Annotated in this window: 19 protein-coding genes, 1 tRNA gene and 1 pseudogene; 5 read left to right on the forward strand and 16 right to left on the reverse strand. The window is 55.6% G+C overall.

The genetic code is table 11. The features are described from left to right. Window positions 1-14: 14 nt before the first annotated feature. Window positions 15-3,236 carry an efflux RND transporter permease subunit gene (locus AB4Y96_RS10900; protein ID WP_441917279.1) on the reverse strand — a complete coding sequence of 1,074 codons (3,222 nt, stop codon included), beginning with the start codon at window positions 3,234-3,236 and terminating at the stop codon, window positions 15-17. Window positions 3,237-3,274: 38 nt separating this feature from the next. Further along, on the reverse strand, window positions 3,275-4,495 hold the full coding sequence (locus AB4Y96_RS10905) for an efflux RND transporter periplasmic adaptor subunit (RefSeq protein ID WP_441917281.1): 1,221 nt from the start codon (window positions 4,493-4,495) through the stop codon (window positions 3,275-3,277). A gap of 164 nt (window positions 4,496-4,659) precedes the next feature. Here AB4Y96_RS10905 and AB4Y96_RS10910 point away from each other — a divergent pair, with 164 nt between their 5' ends. Continuing rightward, window positions 4,660-5,241: a TetR/AcrR family transcriptional regulator gene (locus AB4Y96_RS10910; protein WP_091880486.1), complete on the forward strand. Its 582-nt coding sequence runs from the start codon at window positions 4,660-4,662 to the stop codon at window positions 5,239-5,241. Window positions 5,242-5,646: 405 nt separating this feature from the next. Here AB4Y96_RS10910 and AB4Y96_RS10915 read toward each other — a convergent pair whose 3' ends face one another. From AB4Y96_RS10915 to AB4Y96_RS10930, 4 genes are read right to left on the reverse strand one after another with little or no spacing between them, the layout of a single operon-like run. Further along, window positions 5,647-6,768: an ABC transporter permease gene (locus tag AB4Y96_RS10915; RefSeq protein WP_112523317.1), complete on the reverse strand. Its 1,122-nt coding sequence runs from the start codon at window positions 6,766-6,768 to the stop codon at window positions 5,647-5,649. 7 nt (window positions 6,769-6,775) lie between these two features. Beyond that, window positions 6,776-7,918 carry an ABC transporter permease gene (locus AB4Y96_RS10920; protein ID WP_441917283.1) on the reverse strand — a complete coding sequence of 381 codons (1,143 nt, stop codon included), beginning with the start codon at window positions 7,916-7,918 and terminating at the stop codon, window positions 6,776-6,778. Continuing rightward, window positions 7,915-9,684, reverse strand: a complete 1,770-nt coding sequence (locus tag AB4Y96_RS10925) for an ATP-binding cassette domain-containing protein (protein ID WP_441917285.1) — start codon at window positions 9,682-9,684, stop codon at window positions 7,915-7,917. The genes AB4Y96_RS10920 and AB4Y96_RS10925 overlap by 4 nt, the downstream gene beginning before the upstream one ends. Next, window positions 9,681-10,709 (reverse strand): HlyD family efflux transporter periplasmic adaptor subunit, encoded by a 1,029-nt coding sequence (locus tag AB4Y96_RS10930; RefSeq protein ID WP_441917287.1) that lies wholly within the window; start codon window positions 10,707-10,709, stop codon window positions 9,681-9,683. The genes AB4Y96_RS10925 and AB4Y96_RS10930 overlap by 4 nt, the downstream gene beginning before the upstream one ends. Window positions 10,710-10,799: 90 nt before the next feature. Between AB4Y96_RS10930 and AB4Y96_RS10935 the strand changes: the two genes are divergently transcribed. After that, window positions 10,800-11,480 (forward strand): CerR family C-terminal domain-containing protein, encoded by a 681-nt coding sequence (locus AB4Y96_RS10935; RefSeq protein ID WP_441917289.1) that lies wholly within the window; start codon window positions 10,800-10,802, stop codon window positions 11,478-11,480. Between the two features lie 10 nt (window positions 11,481-11,490). Here AB4Y96_RS10935 and AB4Y96_RS10940 read toward each other — a convergent pair whose 3' ends face one another. The 6 genes from AB4Y96_RS10940 to AB4Y96_RS10965 form a co-directional block, all read right to left on the reverse strand. Then, the gene (locus AB4Y96_RS10940; RefSeq protein WP_441917290.1) at window positions 11,491-11,886 is read right to left on the reverse strand and encodes a hypothetical protein; all 396 of its coding nucleotides are present in this window, start codon (window positions 11,884-11,886) and stop codon (window positions 11,491-11,493) included. Further along, on the reverse strand, window positions 11,883-12,575 hold the full coding sequence (locus tag AB4Y96_RS10945) for a hypothetical protein (RefSeq protein WP_441917291.1): 693 nt from the start codon (window positions 12,573-12,575) through the stop codon (window positions 11,883-11,885). Before AB4Y96_RS10945 ends, AB4Y96_RS10940 begins: the two co-directional genes overlap by 4 nt. An 85-nt stretch (window positions 12,576-12,660) precedes the next feature. Then, the gene (locus tag AB4Y96_RS10950) at window positions 12,661-12,873 is read right to left on the reverse strand and encodes a transcriptional regulator (protein WP_441917293.1); all 213 of its coding nucleotides are present in this window, start codon (window positions 12,871-12,873) and stop codon (window positions 12,661-12,663) included. A 55-nt stretch (window positions 12,874-12,928) separates the two neighbouring features. Beyond that, the gene (locus AB4Y96_RS10955) at window positions 12,929-13,126 is read right to left on the reverse strand and encodes a helix-turn-helix transcriptional regulator (protein WP_441917294.1); all 198 of its coding nucleotides are present in this window, start codon (window positions 13,124-13,126) and stop codon (window positions 12,929-12,931) included. A gap of 71 nt (window positions 13,127-13,197) precedes the next feature. Beyond that, the gene (locus AB4Y96_RS10960; RefSeq protein WP_441917296.1) at window positions 13,198-13,446 is read right to left on the reverse strand and encodes a helix-turn-helix domain-containing protein; all 249 of its coding nucleotides are present in this window, start codon (window positions 13,444-13,446) and stop codon (window positions 13,198-13,200) included. Between the two features lie 134 nt (window positions 13,447-13,580). Beyond that, window positions 13,581-13,817, reverse strand: a complete 237-nt coding sequence (locus AB4Y96_RS10965; RefSeq protein WP_441917297.1) for a helix-turn-helix domain-containing protein — start codon at window positions 13,815-13,817, stop codon at window positions 13,581-13,583. A gap of 170 nt (window positions 13,818-13,987) precedes the next feature. On the opposite strand from AB4Y96_RS10965, the gene AB4Y96_RS10970 reads away from it, so the two are divergent. Then, the gene (locus tag AB4Y96_RS10970; RefSeq protein ID WP_441917298.1) at window positions 13,988-14,179 is read left to right on the forward strand and encodes a hypothetical protein; all 192 of its coding nucleotides are present in this window, start codon (window positions 13,988-13,990) and stop codon (window positions 14,177-14,179) included. Between the two features lie 26 nt (window positions 14,180-14,205). Here AB4Y96_RS10970 and AB4Y96_RS10975 read toward each other — a convergent pair whose 3' ends face one another. Next, a complete protein-coding gene (locus AB4Y96_RS10975) occupies window positions 14,206-14,913 on the reverse strand; it encodes an NUDIX hydrolase (RefSeq protein WP_441917300.1) in 708 nt (235 codons plus the stop codon). Window positions 14,914-15,420: 507 nt separating this feature from the next. Between AB4Y96_RS10975 and AB4Y96_RS10980 the strand changes: the two are divergent. Next, window positions 15,421-15,528, forward strand: a pseudogene (locus AB4Y96_RS10980) (BA14K family protein); the annotation flags it as partial. Between the two features lie 180 nt (window positions 15,529-15,708). Here the strand turns inward: AB4Y96_RS10980 and AB4Y96_RS10985 are convergent. Both AB4Y96_RS10985 and AB4Y96_RS10990 read right to left on the reverse strand, forming a co-directional pair. Then, window positions 15,709-16,269: a manganese efflux pump MntP gene (locus AB4Y96_RS10985; RefSeq protein ID WP_441917302.1), complete on the reverse strand. Its 561-nt coding sequence runs from the start codon at window positions 16,267-16,269 to the stop codon at window positions 15,709-15,711. 243 nt (window positions 16,270-16,512) lie between these two features. Further along, the gene (locus AB4Y96_RS10990) at window positions 16,513-17,106 is read right to left on the reverse strand and encodes a TetR/AcrR family transcriptional regulator (protein ID WP_441917304.1); all 594 of its coding nucleotides are present in this window, start codon (window positions 17,104-17,106) and stop codon (window positions 16,513-16,515) included. Between the two features lie 163 nt (window positions 17,107-17,269). On the opposite strand from AB4Y96_RS10990, the gene AB4Y96_RS10995 reads away from it, so the two are divergent. Continuing rightward, a complete protein-coding gene (locus tag AB4Y96_RS10995) occupies window positions 17,270-17,668 on the forward strand; it encodes a RidA family protein (RefSeq protein ID WP_441917306.1) in 399 nt (132 codons plus the stop codon). A gap of 120 nt (window positions 17,669-17,788) precedes the next feature. Here AB4Y96_RS10995 and AB4Y96_RS11000 read toward each other — a convergent pair. Then, window positions 17,789-17,880 (reverse strand) — tRNA-Ser (locus AB4Y96_RS11000). Window positions 17,881-17,925 lie beyond the last annotated feature (45 nt).

The following is a 17,925-nucleotide window of genomic DNA, read 5'->3' on the forward strand; positions in this document are numbered from 1 at the left end:
ACCACTGTTGTTTTTTATTCCGCTGGCACTGCAGCCGGAACAATCGTGCCCGAATTGTGGCTGGTTTCACCATCGAAATGGCTGCCCTGACTCGCATGCTTGAGCGGGCGGTTGCCTGTCATTGCGCGCACCAGCATGTAAAAGACCGGTGTCATGAACAGGCCGAACAGGGTCACGCCGATCATGCCCGAGAACACCGCCACACCCATGGCACTGCGCATTTCCGAACCCGCTCCCGTCGATGTGACGAGCGGAACAACACCCATGATGAAGGCAAGGGATGTCATCAGGATCGGACGCAGGCGCAGGCGGCTGGCTTCGATCACCGCCTTGAAGGGCGTTGATCCCGCGAACTCCAGCTCTCGTGCAAACTCGACAATCAGGATCGCGTTCTTGGCGGAAAGCCCGACGAGTACTATCAGCCCGATCTGCGTGAACACATTATTGTCACCGGCGGTCAGCCAGACACCGAAGAGGGCGGCCAGCAGCCCGAGCGGAACAATCATGATGATCGACAGCGGCAGGGACAGGCTTTCGTACTGTGCCGACAGCACGAGGAACACCAGCAGGATCGACAGCGGGAAGATCAGATAGGCGGAGTTGCCAGCAATGATCTCCTGATAGGTCAGCTCGGTCCATTCATAGCCGATACCCGCAGGGAACGTCTCGGCGGCGATACGCTCTACGGCAGCGCGAGCCTGACCGGACGAAAAGCCGGGGGCAGCATTGCCGTTCACATCGGCTGCAAGGAAGCCGTTGTAACGCATGGCGCGATCTGGTCCGGCACTGGTCTCCACCTTGAGCAGAGCCGAGAGCGGAATCATATCACCCGAACCTGAGCGTACTTTCAGATCGCCAATGTCTTCCGCCTTGGCCCTGAAGTTGGAATCTGCCTGCATACGGACAGAATAGGTACGGCCAAACTTGTTGAAGTCATTGACATAGACGGAGCCGAGATAAATCTGCAGCGTATTGAAGATCTCCGGCAGCGAAACGTTGAGCTGGCGTGCCTTGGCACGGTCCACATCGGCGTAAAGCTGGGGAACATTGATCTGATAGCTGGAGAACAGGCCTATCAGTTCGGGAGCGGTGGCAGCCTTGGCAAGGAATGCCTTGGTTGCATCATCAAGCGCCTGATAGCCAAGACCGTTGCGGTCCTCAATCTGGAACTTGAAGCCACCAATTGCACCCAGACCCTGAACAGGAGGTGGCGGGAACACGGCGCTAAAGGATTCCTTGATGCCGAACAACTGCATGTTAAGCGCCTTGGCAATCGCACCGGCACTCAAATCAGGTGTCTTGCGCTCCTCAAACGGCTTGAGCGAAACGAAGACGATACCGGCATTGGAGCTATTGGTGAAACCGTTGATCGACAGTCCGGGGAACGCGATGGTGCTTTGAACGCCCGGAATCTTCAGGGCGATATCACCGATACGGCGCACGACTGCCTCGGTCCGGTCAAGCGTTGCACCATCCGGCAGCTGGGTGAAGCCAACCAGATACTGCTTGTCCTGCGGCGGCACGAAACCACCGGGTACACTCTTGAACATGAAGGCGGTGGCACCGATCAGCAGGATATAGATGCCCATCATCACTGTTTTGCGCGAGATGACGGCGGTCACGCCCCGGCTGTAGCCATTGGCACCGCGTGTGAACACGGAATTGAAGCCACGGAACAACCAGCCAAGGGTCTTGTCCATAAACCGCGTCAGCGCGTCCTTTGGCTCGTCGTGACCCTTCAGAAGCAGGGCGGCGAGAGCCGGGGAAAGCGTCAGCGAGTTAAAGGCCGAGATAACCGTGGAGATTGCAATCGTCAGCGCAAACTGGCGATAGAACTGACCGGTGAGGCCGCTGATAAAGGCAAGCGGCACGAACACCGCAACCAGCACCAGCGCAATAGCGATAATGGGACCCGACACTTCGCGCATGGCCTGGATGGTTGCCTGTCGCGGCGCGAGGCCGTTTTCGATGTTGCGTTCAACGTTTTCCACCACCACGATCGCGTCATCCACCACGATACCGATGGCAAGCACGAGGCCGAAGAGGCTCAGCGCATTCACCGAGAAGCCAAAAAGGTGCATGACGGCGAATGTGCCGACGATGGAGATTGGAACCGCAATCAGAGGAATGATCGAGGCGCGCCATGTTTGCAGGAACAGGATGACCACGAGAACGACGAGCACGACAGCTTCAAGCAGTGTGTGCACCACGGCCTCGATGGAAGCGCGGACGAACTGCGTCGTATCATAGACAATCTCGTAGCTGACACCCTCAGGCATGGTCAGCTTCATTTCGTCCATAACAGCACGCACCTGATCGGCGATCTGGATCGCGTTCGAGCCCGGTGCCTGGAAGACGGGAATGGCAACGGCCGGCTTGTTGTCGAGCAGCGAGCGCAGCGAATACTGGGCGGCACCAAGTTCGATACGGGCGATATCACGCAAGTGGGTGATAGCGCCGTTAGCAGCCGTCTTGACGATGATCTGACCGAATTCTTCCTCGGTCTGCAAACGTCCCTGTGCATTCACCGATAATTGCAGGTCAACACCATTGGGACTGGGGGAAGCGCCGATAGTGCCTGCCGCCGCCTGCACGTTCTGGGCGCGGATTTCATTGAGGATATCCGTTGCCGAAAGGCCGAGCTCCGCTGTCTTTTGCGGATCGAGCCAGACGCGCATCGAATAGTCACCCGAACCGAACAGCTGCACATCGCCAACACCATTGATGCGGGCGAGCCGGTCCTTGATGTTGATCAGCGCATAGTTGCGCAGATAGGTGATATCGTAGCGATTGTTCGGCGAGATGAGATTGACCACCAGCATCAGATCAGGCGAGCTTTTCACCGTGGTGATGCCGAGGCTGCGCACCTCCTGCGGCAGGCGGGGTTCCGCCTGCGAAACGCGGTTCTGCACCAGCTGCTGCGCCTTGTCAGGATCAGTGCCGATAGCAAAGGTAACGGTCAAAGTCATCTGACCGTCGGTTGTTGCCTGGCTGCCCATATAGAGCATGCCTTCAACGCCGTTGATCTGTTCCTCGATAGGCGTCGCCACCGTTTCGGCAATAACCTTCGGGTTGGCACCCGGATATTGCGCGCGCACCACGATGGATGGCGGCACAACATCGGGATATTCCGAAACCGGCATGGCCGTCAGGGCGATCAGACCGCCGAGGAAAATCACGAAAGAGAGAACGCCCGCGAAGACCGGGCGGTCGATGAAGAAATTGGAAATATTCATATCACTGTCCGCCTGCCCGTTGCGGGGCTTCTATGCGATTACTGTTGTGCCTTGGCCGGATCGGTCGCCGAAGCCTGCAAATTGTGCGCGGCATCACCCATGGCGACCATTTCAGGAACCACGAGCGAACCGGGACGAATGCGCTGCAAACCATTGACGACAATCTTTTCGTCCGGCTGCAGGCCATTGGTCACAATGCGCAGGCCCTCTGCCGGGCCGCCGAGCGAGATCTCGCGGTATTCAACGATGTTCTTGTCGTTGACCACCATGACAAACTTCTTGTTCTGATCGGTACCCACGGCCTTTTCATCGACAAGCAGTTCCTGCTTCTCGTTGGCCGTACCCATGCGCAGCTTGGCAAACTGGCCCGGCATCAACTTGCCGTCCGTATTGTCAAACACCGCACGCACCTTGACCGTGCCGCTGGCGGTATCCACGGTATTGTTGATCAGCTGCAGCTTGCCCTTCACGTCGCGCTGGCCGTAAACGTCCATCACAACAGGGATGCGATCGGAGAAATCGCGGCTGTTGAGACCCTGCGGAAGGTCCGCAAGCGCCTGTGCAACGACGTTTTCATTGGCTTCAAAACTGCCATAGATCGGGCTGATCGAAACAATCGTGGTCAGAAGTGGGGAGGCTGGACCGGCGGCAATCAGATTGCCCGACGTGATCTCGATGCGGCCAACGCGGCCGCTGATGGGCGCACGAATTTCCGTGTAGCCAAGGTTGAGCATGGCAGTCTTGAGACTGGCCTGCGCCGCTTCAAGATCGGCCATTGCACCGCTCTGGACGTTGATGCGCTGGTCGTAATCGCTCTGGGAGACGGTGCGCGAGTCGATCAGGCGTTTGCCGCGTTCCAGTTCATTCTTGGCAAAAGCCAGCCGCGACTCGGCAGCACTGACCGCAGCCTTGGCGCGCGCCACTTCGGCTTCATAGGGGGCGGGGTCGATCTTGACGAGGAGGTCGCCCTCTTTGACCAGTGCGCCTTCCTTGAACGCGACAGACTGGATGGCACCGGCGACACGCGAGCGCAGTTCAACCTGATCAATCGCTTCAAGCCGTCCGGAGAACTCGCTCCATTGGGTGATGAGTTTGGGCTGGACGACAGCAACGGAAACGGGGGTAGCAGCTGGTGCGGCCTGCTTGGCTGTTTCGGCATGGCTTTTGCCAAGATCGAAGAATTGGGTGGAGCCCGCAGCTGCCAGTGCCACAATAAAGCCGCCGACATAGAGTGATCTTCTATAAGTGCTGATTGACATCGTGGTCATCCTGCTTTGAAAGTTGTCTTGCCATTGGGAGTGGCATAGAGATTCGATCATTGACGATCGATACCGATCGGTATAAAACAGATATAAGGCTGCGATACAGCGGCTGTCAATTGATTTTATACCGTCCGGTATATTTCTTCTAGGGAGTCTTGTCCATGGGACGGCCGAGGGAATTTGATGCCGATGAGGCACTCCAGACTGCGCTCGAACTTTTCTGGCGCAAGGGCTATGAGGGCACATCCATCACTGACCTGACGGATGGCATGGGCATTACCAAGCCAAGTCTCTATGGCGCTTTCGGCAACAAGGAAGAATTGTTTCGCATGGCGCTTGAGCGCTATGAGCAGAATTACATGGCCTTCTTCTGGGCTGCATTGGAAAAGCCCGATGCGCGCACCGTGGCGATGGACATTCTGCACGGCTTTGCCGATGCACAAACCTGCGACTGCAATCCCTCCGGCTGTATGGGCATCAATGCGGCCATGGCTTGCAGCGATGCGGCAGCCGCTATCCAGAAAACCATCATTGAAAAACGCCAGATGGGCCAAAAGGCGCTTGCCCGCCGTTTTGCCCGTGCAAAGCGCGAAGGTGATTTGAAAACCGAGTGCGATCCGGAAGATCTGGCCCGTTTTATTATGACCATATCCCAAGGTACTGCGGTACAGGCATCAAGCGGAACCGAGCGTGACGAGCTTTACAGGCTGATTGATATCGCCATGAGCTCCTGGCCAAGCTGATCAGATTGTTAGAGTTGAGGTTGCAGTAACGGCGGGTCGTGGTTCGACATAACAACCATGAGGGACTTGGGTGGATGCAACGATAATCGTCAACATTGCAGACGGCAAAGCTTGCAGAATCTGGCTCCCCACAACCCACCTCTCTCCGTCATCCTCGGGCTTGACCCGAGGACCCATAATAAAATAGTGCCGAGCTCCAAGTTTGTTTGAGCTTCTTAGCCGTGGTCCTCGGGTCAAGCCCGAGGATGACGGAGATGGGTGGGTTGTGGGGAGCCACATTCTGCACCCCTTGTGCTGCAATCTCTGCGGTTATCGTTGCAGCCTCACTCTCCCTCATGGTTGTTATGTCGAACCACGAACCACGAACCACCAGCCAAAACCCTACGACTTCCCAAATATAAAATCTCAAACCAACCGATGACGGAAGAGCCACGAAGACACCGGCAGCGTCACCGCTGAGATGGCAATAAGCGCCAGCATTTCCGGTAAAAGTTGGCCAACTCCCGCACCTTCCAGATAGACCTGATGCGTGATGCTGATGGCATAGCGCAGTGGATTGATCAGCGTGAAATATTGCAAAACATCCGGCATGTTGCCGATGGGTGCTGTCAGGCCCGATAGCAGCATGAACGGCATCAGCAGAACGAACGAGAAAATCATCGCCTGCTGCATGTTTGCGGCAAGGGAGGAGAGAAACAGCCCAATTCCCACCGCTGCAGCCAGAAACAGGATCAGCCCCATGTAGAGGATGAGATAGGAGCCGGAGAAGGGAATCTGGAACCAGAGCTGCGCCACAAGCAGGATCATTGTTGACTGCGTCAACCCCACCATCATTGAGGGCAGGGCCTTGCCCACCATGATTTCTGACGGGCGGAAGGGTGTGACGAGCAGTTGGTCCAGCGTTCCGGCCTCCCGCTCGCGCGCGACGGACATGGCCGTCAGCATCATCGTCATCATCATGGTGATGGTGCCGATCAGCGAGGGGATCATGTTCCAGCGTGTTTCAAGGCTCGGATTGTACCAGGCGCGGGTTGTTACCTTGACACCTGCATTGGCAGCCTGACCGTTTTCCTCCCGCCAGCGGGTGGTGAAATCGCCGACAATCGAACTCACATAGCCCTGTGCGGTGCCGGCAGTATTGGAATTGCGCCCGTCGGCGATCATCTGCAATTTGGCGGGCATGCCGGCCATCAGGTTCTTTTCGAAATCCTGATCAATGACGAGCACCAGAAGCACCCGCTTATTGTTGATAAAACTGGCAATATCGCTTGTCCGTTGCAGGGTGGCGATGCGGCTAAATGTGCCTGAACCGTCAAGTTTGGCGATGAGCGCAATCGAGGCCGCGCTGTGATCATGATCGAGGATCGCATAGGGCACATTGTTAAGATCATAACTTGCCGCATAGCCGAAGATGAGGCACTGCAAGATCGGCGGCAGCACCAGCGTAATACGGCTTTTGGGATCTTTGAGCATCGCCAGCAATTCCTTGCGGATAAGGGCGATGATACGGAAAAGCGATTGGATCATGGCTGCCTCATCCAAGTTTCTTGCGCGTTGCCCGCACGGACGCGGCCATCAGCACCGTTGCCATTACCGCAAGCACGGCGGCATTGGGCAGGATCACCCCCCAGATGTCGCCAGCCAGAAACAGCGTCTGGAGAACGCTGACAAAGTAACGGCCGGGGAAAATATAGGTGATGAACTGGATGACCACCGGCATGCTGCGGATGTCGAACATGAAGCCGGATAGCATCATCGCGGGAAGAAAGGTTGCGACAAGCGTGATCTGGCTAGCGACAAACTGGCTCTTGGTTACAGATGAGATGAGAAGCCCGATACCAAGCGCCACAGTCAGATAAAGCATCGACACGATGATGAGAATCCACAGCGAACCGCGCAATGGAACGTGGAACAGCAACTGACTGCCCAGCACAGACAAGGCCAGACCGAGCATCCCGAGAATGAAATAGGGAACGACCTTGCCGAGCAGGATTTCCACCGGCCGGACGGGCGTCACAAACAGGGCCTCGAATGTGCCGCGCTCCCATTCACGCGCCATGACAAGGGCGGTCAGCAGCGCGCCGATCAGCGTCATGACCAGAACGATCAGGCCCGGCACAAGAAAATAGCTGCTCTCATTGGCCTCGTTGAACCAGAGCCGCGTCTGCATATCTACCGAGGCAGCGCTTGGCACGATCTTGCCCTCGGCGGCTTCGCGCGCCAGCCAGGTGGCGACGGCTCCTTGCGCATAGGCCAGTGAAATGCGCGCCGTATTGGCATCGGTGCCGTTGACGACGACCTGTATTTCGCCGTCACCAAGCGAGACATCGCGGGCAAATTGCGGCGGGATGCGCACAATGCCGCTGACGGTCTTGTCCATCAATAGCCGGTCGGCTTCTGCCATGGTTTTCACCGGATAGGTCTTGAAGTATTCGGAAAGCTCAAAGCCTGATATCGCGCCGCGCGCCTCGGCTGAATTTTCCTCCATGACGAGAGCGACCGGCAGGTTTTTCAGATCGAATGACAGGCCGTAGCCGAACAGGATCAGCAGCATCATCGGCATGATGATGCCGACAATAATACTGCTGGGATCGCGGATCACCTGCCATGATTCCTTGCGCACCAGCGCAAGAATGCGCCGCAGGCTGCCATAATGCTGGGGAGCGGGCGTACTCATGCGGCCTTGCCCTGTGTTTCAGCGGCACGCCGCGATTCCTCGACAATGGCAATGAACGCGTCTTCCATGGTGGGCTCGCGGCCATCCTTCGGCTTGGCATGGCCGCGAATGTCGGCGGGAGTACCCTCCGCCAGATTGCGCCCGGCATCCATGATCATGATCCGGTCGCAATATTCAGCCTCTTCCATGAAATGGGTGGTGACGATAACAGTCACCCCCTGTTCGGAAAGCGCGGTGATACGGCCCCAGAATTCGCGCCGGGCCAGCGGATCGGCACCGCTGGTTGCCTCGTCGAGAAACAGAATGTCAGGTTCATGCAAGAGCGCGGCGGCCATGGCCAGCCGCTGCTTGAAGCCACCGGGAAGCTGGCCGCTCGGCAGGGTTGCCAGCTCGCCCAATTCGAACTGATCCTTTGACCAGTCGATGCGCTCGCGCTTTTTTGCGCCGCGCAGGCCGTAGGCGCTGGCGAAGAAATCAAGATTTTCATCCACCGAGAGATCACCATAAAGCGAGAATTTCTGTGCGACATAGCCAAGATTCTCGCGTGCTTCAGCCCGCGCCGTGCGCAGATCAGCACCTGCAACCCGCAATGTTCCGCTGGTTGCAGGAATAAGCCCGCACAACATACGGAATGTGGTGCTTTTTCCCGCGCCATTTGGGCCAAGCAACCCGTAAATCTCGCCGCGTTTCACCTGAAAGCTCACATGGTTGACGGCGGCAAAATCCCCGAACATGCGCACGAGATCATGCACTTCGACGGAAATCTCATCTTTGCGGGCGGTATCGGCACGTTTCAACTCAAGGCTGCTGGAATGGCCTTCACCGGCGACCGCGCTGAACAAGACCATGAACCCGTCTTCGAAACGCGGCTGTGTCGCGGTGAGCGCCACAGTCTTGTTGTCAATGCTGAGTTTACCCTTCGAGCCCGGCTGCCGGACAATGCGTACCTTGCCCGCCTCAGGCACCGCATCCACCACGCCTTCATGCCGAAAGAGCCGTGCCTGCAATGAGCGGGCGCTCATACCGTCCTGCGGTGTGGCGATGAATACATTGCCCTTGGCATGATCAGTGATCGCATCGGGCTTGCCCTGCGCCAGCACTTTGCCCAGATGCATGACGACCGCATGGTCGCAAAACTCCGCTTCATCGAGATAGGAGGTGCTGACGATGACAGTCAGCCCGTCCTCATGCACCAGTTTGAGAACAATCTCCCAAAGTTCACGCCGCGACAGGGGATCAACACCGACAGTCGGCTCATCCAGCAGCAAAAGCTCCGGCGAGCGGACAAGGGTGCAGGCAAGGCCAAGTTTTTGCTTCATGCCGCCTGAGAGTTTTCCCGCCAGCCGCTCGGTAAAGCGGCCAAGATTGGTCATCTCCATCAACCGGGGATAAATTTCCTTGCGCTGCTCGGGGGAAATACCGTGCAGGTCCGCATAGAGATCAAGGTTTTGCTGGACGCTCAAATCCTCGTAGAGGCCGAATTTCTGCGGCATATAACCGATGCGATTCTGTACCGCCTGCGGATCGGCAGCGACATCAATGCCAAGCACATCAAGCTCGCCGCTTTCCGCAGCCATCAGCCCGGCGATCAACCGCAGGATGGTGGTCTTGCCCGCGCCGTCAGGCCCGACAAGCGCCGTCACTGTACCATGTGCCGCCTCAAAGGAGACGTCATCCAGCGCCTTGACCGTCTCCCCGGTATCGCGGTGGAACGTCTTGTGGAGGGACCGCGCCGTGACGGGGGAGGCTGGCGCGGTGGCAATCATGGTTTGGCGTCCGCTTCGGGCGTGGCTGCATGGGGGGCTTCACCCGGCAAAAGCTCAACCGTTGCGGGCATGCCCAACCGCAGCACATCCTTGGTGTCCTCAACAAAAATGCGAACCTCATAAACAAGACTGGTGCGCAAATCCGTTGTCTCCACGGTTTTCGGCGTGAACTCGGCGACAGGCGAGATAAAGCCCACCCAACCATCAAGCGGCTTGTCCGGGAAACTGTCCGTGGTGATTTTGGCCCGCATGCCCGAGCGCAAATGGCCAAGATTGGTTTCCGACACGTAGGTGCGCACCCATTTTACGCCGCGCGTGGCCAGCGAAAACACCGGCTTGCTGGTGGCAGCCATTTCGCCGGGTTCCATCAGCCGCGAGCGCACCACGCCGTCGAATGGCGCAAGCAATGCCGCATCGACCAGTTGCTGGTGTACAAGCGCAAGCTGTGCTTGGCTGCCGCGCAATTGCGCCTCACTCTGGCTGATTTCCTCAACACGCGGCCCGGCAATGGCAAGATCAAGCGCACTCTTTGCCACATCCACCTTGGCATCGGCGACCGCCGCTGCAGCCTTCGCCGTATCCAGATCCTGCTTGCTTGAGGTGGCATTGGCGGTCAACACCCGGATGCGCTCAAACTGCGCCTTGGCGTTCAGCGCATCGGCCTGTGCTGACTCCAGATTGGCGCGCGACTGGGCGATTTCCTCGGGGCGACTGCCGTTTTTCAACTGGAGCAGGGCGGCTTGCTGGGCTGCAACCGTCGCTTCCGCCTGCTGTACCTGCGGCGCAAGGCGGCTGGTATCGAGCCGGGCCAGCACCTGACCCTTGCGCACCATGTCGCCTTCCTCAACCAGCACTTCAGCGATACGCTCGGCGCCATTGAAAGCCAGCGAGGCCTGCCGCAGGTCGACATTGCCATAAAGCGTCAAGTCATCCTTGTCAGTAGGGCGATGAAAATACCACCAGGCACCGCCGGCAAGGGCTGCGATAATAATAAGTGGAATGAGGATGCGAAGAATTTTGCTCATGCGCCATCATACAATCACACCCTGCGTTAAGTCAAATTTGAATTTCAATTTTAACTTTCAATCGTTACAAATCTGGGCTAGAGTGCTGTTATGATACGCAAAACACCTCGAAAACTTCCCGGACGCCGTGAAGACGGTGCCTCGACCAAGGCGCAGATATTGGAGGCCGCGGGCGCAATCTTTGCCGAAAAAGGCTTTGACCGCGCCACCGGCAAGGAGATCGCCGAGCGGGCAGGAAGCAATTCCGCGGCGGTGAACTATTATTACGGCGGCGTTGAAGGGCTTTATGCCGAAGTGCTGGTGGAGGCCCACCGGCAGCTTCTGACCTATGACCGGCTGGTGGCGCTGGCCGAAGGGCCGGGGGCTTCCGTCGACAAGCTGAAAATCCTCATCGGGCTGGTTGCCGGAGCGGTCACGGCTCCGGGGCCGTCAAGCTGGGTATTGCGGGTGCTGAGCCGCGAGCTTCTGTCGCCCTCATCGGCATTTCCGGTGCTGCTGCATCAGGAAATTCTACCGAAAAAGCAGGTGGTAACCGGGCTGGTGGCCGATATTCTTGGCGTGCCAGTCGATCATCCGGCAGTGGGGCGTTGCCTGCTCAGCGTCATCTCGCCCATTGCCATGCTGCTGGTCGGCAACCGGCAACTGATTGCGCAGGTCCTGCCGGATCTGGCCTCTCCCGCCCCGGAGGCGCAGGCGGCCATCATCGCCCATTTCCAACGCTTTGCATTGGCAGGGCTGGAGGCAACAGCGGCGGAGATTGGAAGGGGGTAGGGTGGGCCGACTATCTTAGTGGGGAAAGTTTGTATGACTTCATGGGAAGCTCAAACATCGAACCGCCCTTCATGGTGGACGCTGTGGTTTCAATGACAGGCCAAAGCGCGATGAGGCGTTCTGCTTGTTTCAACATCGGTGCTTTGTACAGTCCCTGCGACAGGAACATTCCGATTATACGTGATGATTGGAAAGCTGACTTTTCGGCTTTGTTGCGGGTAATTCTGCGATCTGCGGATATGAGCACCCATCCGCCTTGCGCACTCAACGCCTTTATCAATTCAATATCCTTGATATTTGGCTTAAATCTGTCGCGCAATGCGACGATCTCGTATTGTTCTCCCAACAAAATCTGAAGGCCTCTTGCAAGCCGGGGAGGCAGATTGTGATCAAACAAGACCCTCACGCTGCAAGCGAACCCTCAAAGGCAACGGCGTCTCTCACGACCGCAAGAGGCACTTCATATATGTCTGCCACGGCTTTCTCAGAACCCTCAGCTTGAACAGCTTGGGCGAGTGCAATGGTGGGAACGTTGTAAATTGCCGTTGTAGGCTGCCCAAATACCAATTCAGGATCTACAATAATCGACTGTTTACCCTTGAAAGGACGCCATCTGCGCACAGTATCATCACCGATATCAAGGTCCTTAAACGTACGCTCAATGACAACTTTGATGGTGTATTGTTTTTGTTTGAGATCAAGCAAACTGCCGTCATCAGCCTTATTGGCGCTGTCCAGAAATATCGTCTTCCCATCCGTTTGAAAGCGGCGTGTTGAAAATGGATGCTCATCCCGCACGCATTCTTTTGCGTAGTCCAAACAATGGCGGATTGTCTTCAAACCCAGTCCGGCATCGGTGAAAGCTTTCACAAATCTCAATTCGATAAGATCGCGAAACCCAAGTTCGATATGATCTTCGAATTGAGGCAATTGAGGCTTCCACAATGGCTCCATATGGAAGGTCTCGCCATTATGTGAATAATTGTAACCGCCAAGCCATCGCCGAATGTTTCGTACAGGCATGTTTAGCAACCGCGCGGCATCACTTGCGGTGTAAAAGCCTATGCCGACAGGTGGCGTTACATATTGATCCATTGCTTGGATTCTACTCCTTCCAAAGCATTTCCGGCATTATGGCCTCCCCTATGGTGACGTCAATCGGTAAGGCATGCAGTTTGCTTCATTCTTGGCGCAACCTGACGCCCGGACCACCATCCACCATTTCGCCCTCGGCTTCAAATAGAACGCCCGCTTGTTCCAGAGCGGTCCTGATAATCAATAGGGTGGCAGGTTTCAGCTTCTCGCCACGCTCCAGTGGGGCGATGGTATCTGATGACACTTGAGCGAGTGCTGCGAGGTCCCGCACCCCAAGTCCCAGGGCCACACGGGCCATTTTGCACTGGACACGGATCATCTTCGTAACACCCTTGCGGCTTTTGCGAGCGCGATCATTTGAGCCTCACGCCGGGTCCCCCTTTGGCATTTTGCCCCGGGCTGAGAAAGACAATCGATTTCTCTTCAAGCACCGATTGAATGGAGCGCAATGTGGAAGCCTTGGGGTCGGTTACTCCCCGTTCAATATTGTTCAGGCCAGTCGTGGACAGACCGGCCAACTTTGCTAGCTCTGCTTGCGTCAGGCCCACCATTGCCCACGCTCCGCGTATTTGTTCAGGTGTAATCATGACATACTCGGCTTAAGGTCAATGTTTACGAAAATTCATTTGATTAATCTGACACCCGGGCCGCCGCCCGTTGTCTCGCCGTCCTGTTGGAAGATGACGCCTTCTGCTCTGAGGGCATCCGTTACAGCATACAGAGTGTCGGTGCGCACTTTCACTCTGTTGGCTCCGAAGGCTTCCATATTGCGTATTGTATTGGCGCTGACACCCGCCTTCTCGGCGAGAGCAATTTGCTCCATGCCGATGAGTGAACGTGCCGCTCTGATCTGATTTCCGATAATAGGCATTATGGCCTCATAGTAAATGTTTTTGGTATTATACCTAAGTCTATATGTACAATTAATAAATTAAGCTTGTATGGTTCAATATTCTTGGCTGTGATTACTAAAATGCGATTTTGCTCTTTCTTGTGACAATCGTTCTATTTAAGCCTCACGCCTTGGCCTCCACCGGTCAGTGCGCCATCATCAAGAAAAATAACGCCTTCGGCTGTCAACGCGTCTTTGAGATCATCGAGCGTGCGGTCGTAGGGTAAGCGCTTTCCCGCTTCGAAGGTCGCAATGGTCGCCGGTGCCACTTTTGCTATTTTTGCCAGCTTCGCCTGCGACCATCCAATCAAGGCGCGTGCGGCACGGCATTGAGCCGGTGAGATTATCATATTTCATCAACCTTGAGTATTTTATATTGACTAATCCAGTAATCAGAGATTATATAATCCGCATAAGGTTAAAGCAATTATTAGGTCTTTGAACGCGCGCCCATATGTTCGGGCGACCTTGGAAGCCATGCCTAAAATATAAAGAATCGTTCATTTCATTGAGGCTTATTATGAGCAATGAATCAAGCAAAGTCATTGATGCCTGTAATCTTTTGACCGAAGTCAAATACCTTGTCGAAATGCTGTTTATGGCCGCAACCAATATCAACAACGAGCGGCAGCAATCGGCAATCCAATACATCTGCGACATTGCCGATGAACGGATCGCGTCGGTGGAGGCACTGCTGGATGGGGCGGGTTAATATTACCTGTGCCGAAACTGCATGTATCAAGCTTGGCTTAACAGATATCGCAGAGCTGCCAGCGCCGCATCGAGATCAGTCATTGCGCCTTCTTCGACAAGCAATTCAAAGGCTTGCTGATCCATCGCTATCGGCCGGGCAAGATCCTGCGGCTCGACGACCGGATCGGCAATTTTTATGGCATTACGCATGAGATAGATGTGTTTTCGGGCATTGGAATAGGCCGAAATATAGGTCGAAGCGAGATGCGTTAGATCGCCTGCGTACCCGACTTCTTCCAGAACCTCCCTTCGCGCCGCTTCAGCCGGTTCTTCGCCCGGATCAACACAACCTCCGGGAATTTCCATCAGGAATTGCGCCGGACCGGGCCTGTATTCTTTCAGCAAAATGAAGCGACCATCCGGATCAATCGGTAGACACACCGCAACATCCGGTTCCTCGCGGATATAAAAGGTTGCGTTATGGCCTGCGGGCATGAGTTGAGTAACGCGTTTGATTGTCACAAACGGATTTTGATAGGTCTCTTGTTGGCTAATCACTGTGGGGATCGCCATCGTTTCATCCAGCTGGCTAATCATAACATCGGCTCGATCAAAGAATTTTTCATGGATATCTGAAGTCAATGTCGTCTCCCTGAAACAGACTTGGCCTTGCCAGCCCCAACCATCAACAATCGCGATGGCATCGACTTCAAGAAGATATCGTGGGTTCGACAACGTGGCTAGGTCAGACATTTATTTGCCTTCGATGGAAACGCCGACTTCGCCAATCTTGAGCTCGACGCCCCGTTTGTTCTCCTGCTGATAGGTGTAAATGCCAAAGCCGCTGACAACAGCAAGCAGCGCGCCGATAATGAGCTAAAGACCGTTACGGTTCAAAACACTCTCCTGAATTGGGGGAAGACGGGGTGTAACGGAGCAGATAACATAAAAGTTCCCCGTGGAATTGTTCATACTCTGTTCATCAGTGAAGGCGCACCTATTGCAGGTATGAATCGATAGGAGTGACTCATGAAAAATCTTGTTTCGTTGTTTACCGCAGGATTGTTTGCGGTTCTCGTTGGATTGACTTCGGTCGTTTCTTCGAATGCAGCGCCGGTGTCTTCGCAGACCTCGCCAGTGGTTTCGAATGTGGAAAAGGCGCAGTACATTGAAAAGCGCCGCTACGACAATCGCCGCTGGGATCGTCGTAACGACCGCCGCTGGGATCGCCGCGATGATCGCCGTGGCCCTCGTTTTGACAACCGTCGCGGACGTCCCGGTTACTGGAACGGCCATCGCGGCTACCGTGAATATCGCCGCGGCTATCGCCGTCACAGCGATGGTTACTGGTATCCGCTGGCAATCTTCCGTCTCTGAGACAGAGACACATCAGATATGAAAAAGGCGGCTCGCACGAGCCGCCTTTTTCTTTGAATGTGGGAATAGGGGAAGCGTAGTCAGGCTTTGACGGCCCTTTGATCGGGAATTGCATCATTGTCTGAAAGAAACGAAGCATTGGTTTCGCGGGGGTTTTGCAACAGCGTCCAATTAGGCTGTCAAATGCTCAATCAGTATCGATGAGCCCAGTATAATCAGCGCGAAACCTGCGACAGCTTCCGCGGCGCGGCCAAACCGTTCGCCAATCAACCGGCCTATCAGCATACCACCCGATGACATCAGGAAGGTTGCAATACCGATTGCAAGCGCAATCACCAGTATGTTCACATTGAGGAAGGCGAGAGAGACACCCACCGCCATGGCATCAAGACTGGTTCCGACAGCCGTTGCAAGCAACATATAGGCGGAGTTTCCAACGCGCTCTTCCGTTTGCGCTTTCCGAGACATGGCCGCATACAGCATACGAAAGCCGACTGCTCCCAAAAGTCCAAACGCAATCCAATGATCAATAGCCTGGACAAAGCCGCTGGCAGCAACGCCTGCCGCCCAACCAATCACCGGTGTGATTGCTTCGACGATACCGAACACTGCGCCTGTGCGTAGCGATTCGGAAAAGCGCGGGCGCCCCAATGCGGCCCCGCGGCCCACCGAGACCGCAAACGCATCCACAGACATGCTGATTGCCAAGACAATGATCGCAATTGGGGACATGAGATTAGCGCCGGGCGGAGTATTTTATTCGACGAATCCGCACGTCCGCTGCGCACAAGATCGTCATTGCTTCATCAGTAATTTTTCGCAACTGACAACCCGCAAGTAGGGGTCATCAGGAAAAAAGTCAAGCAAAATCAAATAGTTAAATGCATTTAGTAGTCATTTGCAAGTGGGGAACGATGACGCGCATGGCATGTCCGCCTGTGTCGTTTTGTGTAAACGGAAATGGCACCGTTGACGTCAGATGGTTTTCACAAGAAGTCCGGCGGCCAGAGCATGGAACGCCTCGATGGCTTTTGGCAACACGTCCTGCGGATGGTCACTGGCAGCAATCCAGAGTGCCGCATTGAGCGCAATGCCGTTGAGCAGCCGCGCAGCGGCTTCCGCATCAACAGGTTTGAGGATGCCCTGTGCGGTGAGACGCGCCACTATTTGCTTTGTTGCCTGAAGACAGCCGCTCTGGCTCGGCCATTGCGAAGGATCGCCCAACACGGCGGGACCATCAAGCAGAACAATGCGTTGAACCTCCGGATCAAGCGCCATCTCGATATAAGCAGCGCCTTCGTCAAGCAAACCCTGCCAGTCATCACCGGCACGGGCACCGATCTGCTGCGCGCGGGCCGCCATTTCCGAATCGATCTGATCGACAACTGCCGCAAGAAGCCCCCGTTTATCGCCGAAATTGTGATAGAGCGCGCCTCTGGTAAGGCCGGCATCGGCGGTCAGTTCGTCCATCGAGGCGCCCGCGTAACCTTTTTCGGCAAATGCCTTTCGTGCGGCCGCAATCAGCTTGATGCGGTTCTCCTCCATCGTCTCGGCCCGTCGTTTTACCATTCTTTCCTCAATTTCATATACGCTGCGTATATCAACTTGACACGCAATGCCTGCGCGGTCTATTTCACATACGCATCGTATATCAGATGAAGTGGCCGTGTGTGAAGCTCCGTCGCATCGTGCCCATAGTTTTCCACTCAACAGCGAAGAAGCGAGATCAAGAATGACCCAACGTGAAGCAATCTTTCCTGCAAACCGGCATGCCCTTTATGAGGAACATGGCTATTCGGCAGCGATCCGATCCGGTGATCTCCTGTTTGTATCCGGGCAGGTTGGCAGCCGCGCCGATGGTACACCGGAACCTGATTTTGAACGGCAGGTTCAACTGGCGTTCGAAAATCTCAAAGCGACGCTGGACGCGGCGGGCTGCACGCTTGACGACATCGTTGACGTAACGACATTTCACACGGACCCGGAGAACCAGTTTGGAACCATCATGGCCGTCAAGCAGAAGATTTTCAGCACGCGGCCTTATCCGAACTGGACAGCGATTGGCGTGAACTGGCTTGCTGGCTTTGACTTCGAGATCAAGGTTATCGCCCGCATCCCCGCGAACGTCTGATTTGTTGCCGACCCGCTGGCGCGCGCACATATTCAACGAAATCGCCATGGTCCGATTGCAATAGGCCTTGCCGGGAGCAACGCTGTTCAATCAGACAAAATATAAATGAAATCAGGGTGGTGGCGGAGAGGAAGGGATTCGAACCCTCGAGACCGTTTAACGGGTCTACTCCCTTAGCAGGGGAGCGCCTTCGACCACTCGGCCACCTCTCCAAGGACGCTGACTAAAGATGAAACCCTTTGTTGGCAAGGACTTTA

This window comes from Phyllobacterium sp. TAF24 (assembly GCF_052113785.1).
Taxonomy (GTDB): Bacteria; Pseudomonadota; Alphaproteobacteria; order Rhizobiales; family Rhizobiaceae; genus Phyllobacterium.